General features: G+C 70.3%; 9 protein-coding genes. All 9 read right to left on the bottom strand.

What is annotated here, in order from left to right; translation table 11 throughout:
* Positions 1 to 18: 18 nt before the first annotated feature.
* Complete coding sequence (locus HEP73_RS15575) at positions 19 to 1,722, bottom strand: M61 family metallopeptidase (RefSeq protein WP_185820671.1); 1,704 nt, start codon at positions 1,720 to 1,722, stop codon at positions 19 to 21.
* Entirely contained in the window at positions 1,719 to 2,159 is a 441-nt protein-coding gene (locus HEP73_RS15570; RefSeq protein WP_185820670.1) for a RidA family protein, read from the bottom strand. The genes HEP73_RS15575 and HEP73_RS15570 overlap by 4 nt, the downstream gene beginning before the upstream one ends.
* Positions 2,156 to 3,442, bottom strand: a complete 1,287-nt coding sequence (locus HEP73_RS15565) for an aminotransferase class V-fold PLP-dependent enzyme (RefSeq protein WP_185820669.1) — start codon at positions 3,440 to 3,442, stop codon at positions 2,156 to 2,158. Before HEP73_RS15565 ends, HEP73_RS15570 begins: the two co-directional genes overlap by 4 nt.
* Positions 3,443 to 3,470: 28 nt before the next feature.
* Positions 3,471 to 3,998 (bottom strand): RidA family protein, encoded by a 528-nt coding sequence (locus tag HEP73_RS15560; protein ID WP_221899351.1) that lies wholly within the window; start codon positions 3,996 to 3,998, stop codon positions 3,471 to 3,473.
* Entirely contained in the window at positions 3,995 to 6,028 is a 2,034-nt protein-coding gene (locus tag HEP73_RS15555; protein ID WP_185820668.1) for an amidohydrolase family protein, read from the bottom strand. The genes HEP73_RS15560 and HEP73_RS15555 overlap by 4 nt, the downstream gene beginning before the upstream one ends.
* A complete protein-coding gene (locus tag HEP73_RS15550; protein ID WP_185820667.1) occupies positions 6,025 to 7,509 on the bottom strand; it encodes a S10 family serine carboxypeptidase-like protein in 1,485 nt (494 codons plus the stop codon). The genes HEP73_RS15555 and HEP73_RS15550 overlap by 4 nt, the downstream gene beginning before the upstream one ends.
* A 58-nt stretch (positions 7,510 to 7,567) precedes the next feature.
* Entirely contained in the window at positions 7,568 to 9,814 is a 2,247-nt protein-coding gene (locus HEP73_RS15545; protein WP_185820666.1) for a TonB-dependent receptor, read from the bottom strand.
* An 81-nt stretch (positions 9,815 to 9,895) separates the two neighbouring features.
* The gene (locus HEP73_RS15540) at positions 9,896 to 11,410 is read right to left on the bottom strand and encodes a S10 family peptidase (protein WP_185820665.1); all 1,515 of its coding nucleotides are present in this window, start codon (positions 11,408 to 11,410) and stop codon (positions 9,896 to 9,898) included.
* Between the two features lie 3 nt (positions 11,411 to 11,413).
* Positions 11,414 to 13,003, bottom strand: a complete 1,590-nt coding sequence (locus tag HEP73_RS15535; RefSeq protein ID WP_185820664.1) for a S10 family serine carboxypeptidase-like protein — start codon at positions 13,001 to 13,003, stop codon at positions 11,414 to 11,416.
* Positions 13,004 to 13,115 lie beyond the last annotated feature (112 nt).

Below are 13,115 nucleotides of genomic sequence, written 5' to 3'. Positions count from 1 at the left end.
GATCGCGGCAGGTGGGGATCAGGGCGAGCAGCGGGCGGCCAGCGCCGGATCGACGGCGAAGCGCCAGGCGTCCACGCGCGCGCTGCGTGGCAGGTAGTCCACCTGCAGCGGCTTGCCGTCGCGCTCCAGTTTCAGCTGCATATGCATGTGCTCGTCGGCCATCGCCTGTTCCAGCGGGGTGTATTCGACGATGCGGTCGTTTTCCTGCACGCCGGCACGGGCCGCGGCAGACTCGGGTAGCAGGTTCTTGACCACGCCCATGCGCATGCGGTCGAAACCGAGTTCGAACGGCTGGTGCGGCGCCGGCACCACGCGATAGCAGCCGAACACCGGCGCGGGCGGCACGATCAGCTTGCCGGCGACCATCGCGTCGAAGTCGCTGCCGGCACCGGCGCCGAGTTCGCGCACCACCATCGCGCGCCATTCGGGCACGCCGATGGTTTCGCCGGCGCGCTGGCGCTTCAGCACTTCCAGCACCAGGTCGTCGACCGAATGCGCCTGCCGGCCGTGCTGGCGCAGCTGCGCATCGACGCTCACCAGGTACATGAAGCCGCGGCCGTACGGCACGCGCTGGGCGCGCGCGTCCTTCCAGAAGCGTTCGCCGGCGGCGCTGTTGTCGAGCGTGCGGAACGGGTTGTCGTAGTAGCCGTCGGCGCGGTGGTTGATCGCCTGCAGGAAGGCGTCCTTGGCGTACACGCCGGCGCGCAGCGACAGCAGCAGCGAGTAGAACTCGGCGGTGCCTTCAGTGTACCAGGCGGTGAGCGCGTGTTCCTCGCCGTCGAGCTTGGGCCAGGTGTGGGCCATCTCGTGCGCCAGCAGCGCCTGCGGGCCCTCGGCGATGGTCTGGCCCTGCGGCCCGTAGCCGAACATGAAGGAGTGCGCCAGGCCGGTGCCGCCGCCGGCCGGGTACGGGTTGCGGCGGGCGAAGGCGCGATAGGCCGAGCCGTCGTCGCCGAAGAAGCGCGCCATGTAGCGGTACAGCTGGCCGGTCTGCCTGGCCAGCAGTTGCGCGTCGAACGGTGGAGCATCCATCCAGTAGAAGTGGAAGACGTCGTCATCGTTTTCCGGCACCCGGTGCATCGCGCCGACGGCGTAGTAGGAGAAGCGCAGCAGGTCGGTCGGTGCGGTGGTGCGCTGTTCGCCTTCGCCGACGCTCCACACGCCGCGCGCGCCGGCCGGCAGTGCGCTCAGGTCCCAACGCAGGTGGATCTGGCGCGGCGCCTCGCCCGGCGGCAGCGCCATGAAGTAGACGCCGGCGCCCATCAGGCCGCCGTCCTGCGCGCGCAGGTCGAACAGCGGGCCGTTGCGGGTGTCTGCATCGACCTTGCGCGGCGGGGTGGCGTAGTCGACGTCGACGTCGCCGACGCTGGCGCGGGTGGCGAGGTAGTTGCGGTACTTGCCGGACGGGTCCGGCGCTTCGTCGATGGCGCGCAGCGGCAGGGCGCCGCGCGCGTCGCGCACCTGGATCTGCTCGGCGCTGTAGGCGGCGGTCGGCGTGGACACCAGTTCCACCGGCATGCGCAGCAACGGCGCGCCGGCGGCGACCTTGGGCGCGGGCAGGTGCAGGTGCACCTGCAGCGCGCCGATCTGGCCGGCGTCGGCCTTGGGCGTGAGCACCACGTCCAGCGGGACTGGGGCGGCCGGTGGTTCGGCGGCGAGCGCGGCGCAGGCCGGCGCCAGGAGCAGGGCGAGGGGGAGCCAGCGGGAGGTGCGTGCGGTCATGGTTTGGCCTGGGGCAGGTAGGCGATGCATTCGATTTCCACCTTCGCGCCCAGCGCCAGGGCGTTGGCGCCGATGGCGCTGCGTGCGGGCAGGTGGCCGGGTTTGAAGCGGCGCACGTACAGGGCGTTGAACGCGGGCCATTGCGCCATGTCGGTCAGCATCACCGTGCACTTGGCGATGTCGTCCATGCCGGCGCCGGCCAGGGCCAGGGCGCTGGCGACGTTGTCCAGCGCGTTGTTGGTCTGGGCGCTGAACTCCTCGGGCAATCCGCCCTGCGCGGCGCTGCCGATCTGGCCGGAGACGTAGAGCGTGTCGCCGGCCCGCACCGCGGCCGAGAACGGCGCGCCGGGCGCGGTGCCGTAGTGGTGCAGCGCTGCCGGCGCGGCCTGTGCGGTCCACGGCAGCAGCGCGCACAGCAGCAATGGGAGTCGCTTCATGACAGGGCCTCGATCAGGCGTTCGACATCGTCGCTGCCGTTGTAGAACGACGGCGACACGCGGAAGTAATTGCGGTACAGGGTGACTTCGACGCCGGCCGCCTTCAGCTTCGGCGCCAGCCGCTTGCCGACGTCGCGCTGGGCGAAGGACACCAGCGCGGAGCTGGAATCCGGCGGGGTCATCGCGTCGAAGCCCAGCCGCGGGATCGCGGCGTGCAGGCGCGCCAGCAGCGGTTGCCGCCATTGTTGGATAGCGTCCACGCCGATGCGCTCGATCAGTTCCAGCGACGTCGCCAGCGCGGCGGCGGCGGAATTGTTGAGCGTGCCGACTTCGATCTTGCCGGCCAGGCCGCCGATTGCCTGCGTTTCCAGCGGCGGCTCGCCGGGCGGGTCGAACGGCAGGAGGTGCGAGACCGTCTCGCCTTCCTGGCGGTAGCCCCAGACGATCTGCCGCAAAGCGTCCTGGCTGGCGCGGCGCGCATACATCACGCCCAGGCCGAAGTCGCCCATCAGCCACTTGTAGGTGGAACTGGCGGCGAAGTCCACGCCGCTGCCGTGCAGGTCGATCGGGGTGTTGCCGGCGGCCTGGATCAGGTCGGCGTAGACCAGCGCGCCGCGGCTGTGGGCCAGGTCGCAGACCGCCTTGAGGTCGTGCTGGAAGCCGTTGACGCTGGACACCAGGGTCAGCGCGACCAGGCGCGTGCCGGGGGTGATCGCCTTGTCCAGATCCTCCAGGCGGATGCGGTTGTCGTGCGGGCGCACCACCTGCACGTCGAGGCCGCGCTTGGCCAGTTCCATGTACATGAACAGCGAGCCATTGAAGTGGTAGGCGTCGGTGACCACGCGCTGGCGGCTGTGCGGGATGCCGAGACCGTTCAACACCAGGTTCTCGCCGACCATGGTGCTGGGAATCCACGCCAGTTCGTCGCGGTCGGCATGCAACAGCCGGCCCAGCGCGGCCATCGCGCGCTCGCGGTCGCCGCCCATATCGACCTTGTCGGCATTGGCGTTCATCAGCCGCGCATCGAGGAAGCCGCGTTGCGCCTGCGCCGCGGCGCGACTGACCGGATGCATGTAGGCGCCGTTGAGATAGCAGCCGGCGATCTCGAAGGCATTGCCGAGGCCTTGCAGGCCGCGTGCGGGCGTGGGCGCGGCGGCCGCAGCAGCGGTTGTCGCATTGCTGGCGCCGGCGAGGCCGGACAGCGCGGCGGACAGCGGCAGCGCGCCGGCGGCCGCCAGCAGTTGCCGGCGGGTGGGATCGAAACGGGGCGAGCGCGTGTCCATGGTGGCGTTCCGGCAGGCGAGGGTCAGTTCAATGCAGTTCGGCTTCGGCTTCGATCTCGACCGGGATGCCGAACGGAAGCTCGGCCATGCCGACCGCGCTGCGCGCATGTTGGCCCAGTTCCGGCCCCCACAGCGCCAGCAGCAGGTCCGAGCAGCCGTTGATCACGTTCGGCAGGCGCTGGAAGCCGGGCGCGCAGCGGACCATGCCGAACACGCGCACCCAGCGCTTGACGCGGTCCAGGCTGCCCAGGCTGCGTTCCAGGCTGGCCAGCATCGACAGGGCGGTGGCGCGCGCGGCGGCATAGCCCTGGGCTTCGTCCAGTTCGTCGCCGACGCGGCCGACGCCGCCTGCCATGCTGCCGTCGGCGTGTTGCGGGCCGTGGCCGGAGATCAGCACGCGGGTGCCGATCACGTGCACCGGCGCGAACGGCAGGATCACTCCGTCCGGTACGCGCAGCGGCGGCGGCAAGGTCATGCCGAGCGCGCGCAGGCGCGCGCTCACGGTGTCGGAGGGGAGGACGTGCGGGGTCTGCATGGGATGCGGGATCGGGTTCATTGAAGTGTCTTCGGAGCCGGCGCGAACGGGGCCACGCCCAGGGCGCGGTAGATCTCGGCGGGCAGGTACAGGGTCTGGTCCTTCACCACCAGCGCGGGCTGGCGGATCGCGGCGATGTCGGCGGTCGGATCGCCGGGCAGCAGCACGAAGTCGGCCTGCTTGCCCGGATGCACGCTGCCGAGCCGGTCGGTGCGGCCGAAATGCAGTTCGCTCTGCCAAGTGCCGGCGCTCAGCGCCTGCTGCGGGGTCAGCCCGGCGGCGACGTACAGTTCCAGTTCGCGGTGCACGGTGAAGCCGGTGCTGTCGTCGGTGCCGGGCAACAGCACGGTGCCCTGGCGGTGCAGGCGGCCGATCAGCTGCAGGGTCTTGTCCAGCGCGCGGCGGTACTGCGCGTCGGCCTGCGCGTCGAGGTCGGGAACGAAGGTGCGCTGGCGGTAGCGCTGGTAGGCGATCGGCATGTGCGACAGGTACGGCGCATCGGCGGGCAGCACGCTGCCGGCGCGGCTGAGCATCAGCCGTTCCACGATCACCTCGGTGGTGTCCAGGGCGATGTCGCGCTGGCGCATCAGCTGCAGCGTGTGGCGCACGTTCGGCGCGTCGAGGTCCAAGTCGGCGACGCGTCGCATCGCGGTCAGCCGCAGCGGCGTGCGCGTGTCTTCTTCGGGGGACAGCACCCAGCCGAGCATCAGCTGGTTGATGTGGGTGATCTCGTCGTAGCCGGCGGCGATCATCGCGTCGGCGTTGGTGAAGGCCGGGACGTGGCCGGTGACGCCCATGCCCAGCGCATGCGCGCGTTCGGCGATCGGCGCCACCCAGGCCGGGTTCATCGAGTTGTAGAGCTTGATCTGCCAGTAGCCGTGGGCCTTGTACCAGGCGACGTCCTTCAGCGCGTCGTCCAGCGTATCGACGACGAAGCCGTTGCGCGCCGAATACGGGCTGCGGCCTTCCAGGAAGCCATTGCGCACGATGCGCGGGCCGGCGATCTCGCCGCGTTCGATGCGCGCGGTCAGGTCGAGCAGGAAGGCGTTGTCGTTGCCCATGTCGCGGGTGTTGGTGACGCCCGCGGCGAGGTACCACAGCCCGGAGGACAGGGTGCTGTGCGAATGCATGTCGTGCAGGCCGGGGATCACCGTGCCGCCGTTGCCGTCGTAGACGCTGTCGCCCGGCGCCGGCTGCCAGCGCGCGTCCATCGAGACGATGTGCCCGTCGGCGACGTGCAGGTTCACCGCGTCGCTGCGCAGTCCGTTGACCGGATCGAACACATGCACGTTGCGCAGCCACAGATCGCGCGTCAGCGGATGCGCGAGCTGGCGCTGCAATGCCTGCGCATGCGCGAACTGCTGCGCCTTGACCGCGTCGGCGATGGTCGCCACCTGCGCCTGGTAGCCGTCGCGGATCGCCACGGCGTCGTCATCGATGTCGGCCAGCAACGCGTCGTCGGCATCGACGGCGAGGTAGTGCGGTTCCAGGTCCAGGCCGGACAGCCGCAGCAGCCGCGCCTGCAGCGGCGGCGCCCCGGCCTGGCCCTGCAATGCCAGCGTGCCGACCAGTTCTAGTTGCATGCGGCCGCTGGGCAGCACGTCCAGGGCGTGGTCCGGCGCGGCCAGCAAGGCCTTGGCGTAGGTCCACATCGCCCAGGGGCTGCTGTCGTTGGCGATGTACAGCGCCGGTCGCGGCCGCGGCGTGCGGCCGCTGTCGGCCTGGCTGCTCCATTCGGCGATGCCGTCGCGCCATTGATAACGCTCGGTGACCTTGCCGCCCATCAGCGAGGTGCCGGCGATCGACCACGCCAGCGGCAGCGCATGCGCGCCGAGCACGATGGTCTCGTGGTGCTTGGGACCGCGGCCGTTGTTGTCGACGTGGTAGTCGACCTCGTAGGTGTCGCCGTTGGCCGTGGCCTTCAGGTAGCCGACGTTCTCGCCGTTGGCGATCAGCACCAGCGATTGCGGCGCGGTGGCGGCGCACGCGGCGTGGCCGGCGAACGTGCAGGCGATGGCGATGGCGATGGACAGCGGCAGCGTGCGGCTCATTGCAGGAAGTCCTTCAGCAGGCCATGCAATTGCGGGCGCAATGCGTCTTCCGCGAACACCGCATGGCCGCCGGGCAGCAGGCGGAAATCGATGCGCGCCGGATCCAGGGCGCTGTGGTGCAGCGCGTACCAGGGGCCGAGCGCGGGCACGGCCAGGTCGTAATAGCCGTTGAGCGCCAGCACATGGAAGCCGGGATTGGCCTGCGCCAGGCGGGCCAGGTTCGGCGTGGGATTGAAGCGCAGCGCGCTGCCGAACGGACGCGGGCCGGCGCCATCGTCGGCGCTGAAGCGCCAGGCCATGGCGATATCGATGTCCAGGCTGACGTAGTCGCGCGGCAAACCGTCGCCGAACAGGCCATGCAGGTAGTCGGCCATTACCGCGGAGGTGATCTGGTTGCTGCGGCCCAGGCCGAGCGCCGGATCGTTGGCGGCCGAGGGCCGGCCGTTGTCCGCCGCTTGCGGCGCCGGCAGCGGCGCGGCGACGCGGCTGTCGAGCCGGCCGATCTGCTGGCCGTCGGCGGCGAGCACGCCGAGCCGGAAGCTTTCCACGTCCGGACGCAGGTCGGCTGCCAGCAGCGCTTGCGCCGGCAGGCCCAGCAGCGCGGCCATTCGCGCGGCCATGTGGCTGCGTGCGTCGGCCGGCAGGGCGCTGCCCTGCAGCAGGGCCTGCGCGTAGTCGCCGAGCGCGAACGTACGCGCCTGCGCATAGACGCCTTCGACCGGTTGTCCGGCCAGCTCGCCCTTGCCGTGGGCGGCGGCGGCGACGATCAGCGAGGGCAGGTCGAACACCGCGCGCAGGTCGTTGCCGGGGCTGTCGTCGCCGCTGGTGGCATCGAGCAGCGGCGACACCAGCAGCACGCCGGCCGGACGCAGGTCGGCGATGTCCGCGGCGAGCAGGGCGAGCCGGTAGCCGCCGTAGCTTTCGCCGGCGATGTACAGCGGCGCGCGTTCGCGTCCGTGCGTCTTCAGCCAGTGCCGGATCATCGCCTCCACCGCCTTGGCGTCGCCGTGGTCGGACCAGTAGCGCGCGCGTGCGGCGGCATCGGTAGGGGCCTGGCTGAAGCCGGTGCCGGGCGGATCGATGAACACCAGATCGGCGGCATCGAGAATGCTGTGCGGATTGGCGATCAGTGTCTGCCGTTTGCCGTCGCGCACGCGCAGCCGCGGGCCGAGGCCTTCGACCTGCAGCACCGACGATGCGCCCGGCCCGCCGTTGAAGGCGAACAGCACCGGCCGTGTGTCGGCATCGGTACGCTCGGCCAGATAGCCGATGGCGCTGATCGAGGCGACGCGGGCGCCGTCGGCGCCGGCGAAATCGAGTTGGTCGAAGCTGACCCGATAGCGCAGCCGTTGCTCGCCGAGGCGGGCCTGCTGCGGGCTGGACAGCAGGGTCGGTTGCGGCAGCGGCGCCGCGTCGTCGGCGGCTGCGGCGAACGGCAGCGCCACGCACAGCAGCAGAACCAGGCCGTGGATCCATTTCATCGGGGAATTCCGCAACTGGAAGAAGGGCCGGCCGCCGTGCAGCGGCCGGCGATGCGCATCAATAATCCCAGGCCAGGGTCAGGCCGACCGTGCGCGGCTGGATCAGCGTGGCGCCGAGCGGCGAGCTGGCCAGCGAGCCGCGGCGGTTGGCGTTGATGTAGCCGACCTCGTCGGTGAGGTTGCGCACGTACAGCGTGGCGCTCCAGGCCTGGCCCTGCACGCCGGCGTTGAGGCCGACGGTGGTGTAGCTGGGCAGGTGGATGCGCGGGATGCTGGCCGAGGTGGTGAACTCCATGTCGCGATCGCCCATGTAGGCCACGTCGGCGCCGGCGAAGCCTTCCAGGTTGCTGCCCAGCGGGAAATAGCGCTTGAGCGAGGCCGAGGCGCTGTTGCGCGCCGAGTACGGCAGGCGATTGCCGTCCTTGCCGTAGGCGGAGGAACCCTCGGTGTAGCCGGGGATGTCCTGCGCCAGGGTGGCGTCGGTGTAGGCGTAGCTGGCGGTGACCTTCCAGTCGGCCGAAGGCACCCAGTTGACCGACAGTTCCAGGCCCTGGCTGCTGGCCTTGCCGGCGTTGGTGGTGTAGCTGCTGCCCAGGGTCGGCTCGACCTGCGAGATCTGCAGGTCGCTCCAGTCGATGTAGAACAGCGCCGCATCCAGGCTCAGCGAATGGTCCAGCAACTGGGTCTTCAGGCCCAGCTCGTAGCTCCACAGGCTGTCGGAGTCGTAGGAGAACGGGACGTTGGCCACCAGGGTGCCGTTGCTGCCGCCGGCACGGTAGCCGGAGGCCACGCGCAGGTAGGTCATCAGCTCGTCGTTGAAGCGGTAGCGCGGCGAGAACAGGTAGGTGGTGGCGCTGTCCTTGTTGCTGTCGAAGCTCTGGTTCGGGTCCTGCAGCAGGCCGCCGGTGTCGCTGTTCTCGCGCAGGCTGTTGCGCGCGTAGCGGGCGCCGAACTGGATATCGAACTGCGGGGTGAAATGGTAGGTGCCGTCGGCGTACACCGCCTTCTCGCGGTAGGTGCTGTCGCCCAGCGAGACCAGCAGCGGGAAGTCGCGGTAGATGGTGCCGCTGGTCTTGTCGGCGATGTAGAAGTTCTGCGTGCTCTTGGCTTCCTCGTCGCTGTAGAACGCGCCGACCTGCCAGTCCAGCGCATGCTCGCCCTGCGAGACCAGGCGCACTTCCTGGGTGGTGCGGTCGGTGTTGTAGCGGTTGTCGATCAGCGAACTGGGGTTGTCGCTGTCCAGGCCGAAGATGCCGGCGAACACCGGCGCGAGCCGGCCGATGGTGGTGTAGCCCACGTCCTGATAGGCCCGGCTGCGGTGCTGGGCGTAGCCGCTGATGCTGTCCAGCATCGCCCAGCCCAGATCCCAGCTGACCTTGGTGGTGTAGAAGCGCACCTGGCCCTTGAAGGTGTCGCCGCCGCTGATGCGGTCGTGACTGTACTGGCCGTACAGCGGATGCAGGTCGGGATCGGTGTCGACCACCGAGCTGGAGCCGGTCTCGGTGTCCTGGAACAGCGCCGAGGAACGCACGGTCACCGTGTCGCTGACGTTCCACAGCGCCGAGACGCGGCCGCCGCGCACCTGGCTGTCGTTCTCGTCGCCGCTGTTGGTGTTGTGCACGAAGGCCGGGTCCTGGCGCTGGAACAGGCTGACCCGCAGCGCGAAGCGGTCGGAGAACGGCAGGTTCACCGAGGTGCGCGCGTTGTAGCCGGAACCGCCGTGCGCGGCGGTGGAGCCGCCGGCCTCGACGCGGCCGAAGGTCGCGCTGGTGTCCGGATCGGTCATCACGTACTTGATCAGCCCGCCCATGCTGCTGGCGCCGTACAGCGTGCCCTGCGGGCCGCGCAGCACTTCGATCTGCTGCAGGTCGGACGGGTCCAGGTCGGGGATGGCGCCGGTGCTGAGCGCCGAACCGTACGGCACGTCGTCGATGACGATGCCCGAGGTCGGGCGGCTGCCGAGGCCGGAGTCGGTGGCGATGCCGCGCAGCACGATGTTGCTGCTCATCGGCGACTGGATGTAGGACAGGCCGGGCAACTGCGCGAAATAGTCGGCCAGCTTGTAGCTGCCTTCGCTGCTCATTTTCTCGGTGTTGAGCACCTGGATCGACATCGGCACGTCCTGCAGCCGCTCGCTGCGCTTCTGCGCGGTCACGGTGATGGTGTCCAACTGCTTGGCCGCGGTGGCGCCGTCGTCCTGTTGGGCGAGCGCGATGGACGGCAGCAGCAGGAGCGCGCTGGCCGGGCAGCACAGGGCGCGCGAAATGAACTGGGAGAGACGGTTGCGGCGGGCTACGGATGACATGGGCGGGACTCGTCTGGCGGGCGGTGGGCGGGATGGGTGGAGCGCGAACCACGGGTGCTGCGGGGACTGCGGAATGTCATGTCACCAGGTGCGGCGGACCATCTGCCGGATGTCGTCGGCGAGGCCGGCGGCGCTGCGCTCGACCGTGTACATCATGTGTCCGCCCTCGTAGTAGCGAGTGCGCACCTGCTGCATCGGAAACCCCGACTGCGCGGCGAGATAATCCATCGCGCCGATCGTGGTCTGGCTGTCGTAGTAGCCGTTGCCGACCAGCAGCCGGCACTTCGGATTCGATACCAGCAGCTGGCGCAGTTGTCCGACCCACGGGTAGTCGCCGAACGGCGATTTGTTGGCGTCCCAGTCCCAGGCATTGAAGTCGCTGGAGGTCGGCAGCGCGGTGGAGTAGTGGCCCGCCTGCGTGGGGACTTTCAATACTTGCCGGTAGTAGCGTTCGGCGACGGCGTTGTAGTCGGGCACGCTGCCGGAATTGCCTTGCGCGTCGAGCAGGTAGCGACCATCGCTGGACGCCAGGATCCGGCCCGGGAACAGCTGGCGCGCGTAGGCGACCTTGGAGACCTTCAGGTCGGCCTTGAGCCAGGCGTCCGCCGACAGCCCGGTGAAGGACTGCAGCGCCTGCGCCACCTCTTCGCGTTGCTGCGCGCTGGCGCGGTTGCCGAGGAACAGGGTGCTCAGGTAGCGCTCGCGGCCGTAGGCGGAGGCTTCATCGACGAACTGGGCGAGGCTGCGGCCTTTGCGATCGACCTTGCCGTGGTACCAGCCGAGCGCGGCCAGGGTCGGCAGCGACACCGCGTAGCTGACGATGTTGTCGCGGCGCTGCGCGTATTCCAGGATGTTGGCGGCCTGGCCGAGCAGGACGATGCCGTCCACGCCGATGCCGGCGGTCTGCAGTTGCGTGGCCGCTTCCGGCGCGCGCAGCGTGCCGTAGCTTTCGCCCAGCAGGTACACCGGCGAGCCGCGGCGGCCATGCCGGTCCAGCCACGCCGCCACCAGTTGCGCGAGCTGGCGCGCGTCGGCGCGGGTGGAGAACTGGCTGGCCGGCGCCACGCCCTCGGCGACGCGGCTGTAGCCGGTGCTGGCCGGATCGAAGATGACGATGTCGGCCGCGTCCAGCGGCGAATAGCGGTTGTCCACCAGCTTGAAGCCGGCGGCGTTGGCCTGCAGGTCGTCGGGCACGGCCAGCCGCTGCGGACCGAGCAGGCCGAAATGCAGCGGCGTGCTGGCGGCGATCGGGCCGCCGTTGAAGGCGAAGATCAGTGGCCGCGCGCCGGCGGCGGACGTGGCGATGTAGGCGGTGGAAACCAGGCGTGCCGCCGGGCGCCCCTCGGCGTCAGTAGTGGCATAAGTTTCCACCGTCGCGGCGTAGGCGATGCGCTGGCCGTTAAACACGCCGCGGTGTTGGGTGGTGACCGGCGTGGGCAACGACACCGGGCCCAGCGTGGTTGGATCGACGAAGCCCAGCTCGGCGGCGTGCACGTTGTTGGCAGGCAAGGCCATCGCCAGGGCCAGCGCCAGCAGCGGCTGCAGCAATCGGGTCTTCGTCGGCACAGGGCCGGGGCGTGCGGTCGCGGAGCGCATGGGCTAGTCCGTGCTGGGAAGAGAGGGAGAGGCGGCGAGGAAGGCCTCGAACGCGCGGCGGCCCTGGGCACGGCTGGCGCGTTCGGAGTACCACATGTGTCCGCCCTGCAGGCACAGGTTGGTCACCCGCGCGGCGTAGCGCGGGCCGGCGGCGCGGGCGGTCTCCACCGAGCTTTCGCAGGGCCAGCCGTCGTAGCGGCCGCGCAGGCTCAGCACGCGCAGCTGCGGGTCCTGGTCCATCGCCTTGCGCAGCGGCGCATCGACGCCTTCGGGAATCTTCTGCGAGAAATCCCACAGTTGCGCCATCCAGTCGTCGGGCATGCCGGACTTCGGGTCGGTGTAGCGCGGCAGCGGGTGGAACGCATTGCCGAACGGGCCGCGATACAGCAGGTCGCTCTCGAAGCCGAGCTGCTGGCGCAGATAGCGGTTGAACACGCGCGAGGTGCCGTTCATCAGGCCGGCCATCGGCAGCAGACTCGGGTCGATGCCCGGCATCCACGGAGCGTCCTTGGCGCGCCGCGGCGCGGTCATGCGCAGGTCGTAGCGGCCGAGCTCGAGGCCTTGGTCGGCGAGCAGGCGGTCGGCGAAATCGGCGGTGGAGATGGTCAGTTGCCTCGTGTCGATGTCCTGCGCGCGCAGGCCGCTGAAGCGCGCCAGCCCGGCCAGGATCCGGCGCCGCGACTCCGGCGTCTGCGTCGCCGGGGCCGCCAGGAACGGCAGGTAGTCCTGCTGCATCCACGCCTGCGCCTGGGCGACCGCGGCCGTTTCGTCCAGCGCCTGCAGCGTGGCGTCTAGGCGATGGTGGTAGTGCGCCGCCGCGGTGAACTGCGGTACGTTCAACGCGTCTTCCGGGTAGGCCGCCGGCGGCGTGCCCAGGTCGAAGTTGTAGGACACCAGCACCACCCCGCGGACCGGCATGCCGCGGCGCTGCAACGCTGCGGCGACCAGCATCGCGCGGGTCACGCCATAGCTTTCGCCGGCCAGGTACAGCGGGCGGTCCCAGGCGTCGTGGCGGGTGAGATAGACCCGGATCGCTTCGGCGATGACTTCCGCATCGCCATGCGAGGTGTACAGCGTGGGCAGGTCCTTGGCGTCGACTGCGCGGCTGTAGCCGGTGCCCAGCGGATCGACGAACACCAGATCGCTGGCGCCCAGCCAGCTGTCGGCGTTTTCGACCAGCGGCCGCTCGCTCTGCGCCGGGGTCCAGTCCGGCAGGCGATCGGCGGTATCCAGGCGCCGCGGACCCACGCCCATGTGCAGCTGCGCGGCATTGGAGCCGGGGCCGCCGTTCCACAGGAAGGTGAGCGGCCGCATCGCGCCGGCACTGGCCGGGACGCTGTAGCCGACGAAGAACACCGACGCCAGCAGCCGCCCGGTCGGATCGTCGTGGATCGGCAGCAACCCGGCCTCGGCCGCGTAGCGCAGCGTGCCATGGCCCTCGACGGCGACGCTGCCGGCCGAGCGCACCTGCACGTCGGCATGCGCCGGGACCGCCGCCGCGGCGCTGGCCAAGCCGGCCAGCCACAGCGCCGCCGCAACTGCGAACGGACGCAGCCAGGCAGTGGCGCGACAGCACGATCTGGCGGACGGCATGGACGTCGACATGGTCTGCTTGGTTGTCCCCGGTGCAGCGTGGCGCGGCGCCCGATGCGAGGGCGCGACGGTGGTTGGCCGGCCCGCGTCACCCCCTGGCGCCGCGAGCTCG

Origin of the sequence: Xanthomonas sp. GW (genome assembly GCF_014236815.1) — a bacterium.
Lineage (GTDB): Bacteria > Pseudomonadota > Gammaproteobacteria > Xanthomonadales > Xanthomonadaceae > Xanthomonas_A.
The sequence above is the reverse complement of the archived record's forward strand: the minus strand, read 5'-3'. Positions and strand labels throughout refer to the sequence as shown.

What these genes read in the sequence shown, in the direction of transcription:
- HEP73_RS15575 (WP_185820671.1), bottom strand. Translation starts at nt 1,722, where the DNA reads ATGACCGCACGCACCTCCCGCTGGCTCCCCCTCGCCCTGCTCCTGGCG.
- HEP73_RS15570 (WP_185820670.1), bottom strand. Translation starts at nt 2,159, where the DNA reads ATGAAGCGACTCCCATTGCTGCTGTGCGCGCTGCTGCCGTGGACCGCA.
- HEP73_RS15565 (WP_185820669.1), bottom strand. Translation starts at nt 3,442, where the DNA reads ATGGACACGCGCTCGCCCCGTTTCGATCCCACCCGCCGGCAACTGCTG.
- HEP73_RS15560 (WP_221899351.1), bottom strand. Translation starts at nt 3,998, where the DNA reads ATGAACCCGATCCCGCATCCCATGCAGACCCCGCACGTCCTCCCCTCC.
- HEP73_RS15555 (WP_185820668.1), bottom strand. Translation starts at nt 6,028, where the DNA reads ATGAGCCGCACGCTGCCGCTGTCCATCGCCATCGCCATCGCCTGCACG.
- HEP73_RS15550 (WP_185820667.1), bottom strand. Translation starts at nt 7,509, where the DNA reads ATGAAATGGATCCACGGCCTGGTTCTGCTGCTGTGCGTGGCGCTGCCG.
- HEP73_RS15545 (WP_185820666.1), bottom strand. Translation starts at nt 9,814, where the DNA reads ATGTCATCCGTAGCCCGCCGCAACCGTCTCTCCCAGTTCATTTCGCGC.
- HEP73_RS15540 (WP_185820665.1), bottom strand. Translation starts at nt 11,410, where the DNA reads ATGCGCTCCGCGACCGCACGCCCCGGCCCTGTGCCGACGAAGACCCGA.
- HEP73_RS15535 (WP_185820664.1), bottom strand. Translation starts at nt 13,003, where the DNA reads ATGCCGTCCGCCAGATCGTGCTGTCGCGCCACTGCCTGGCTGCGTCCG.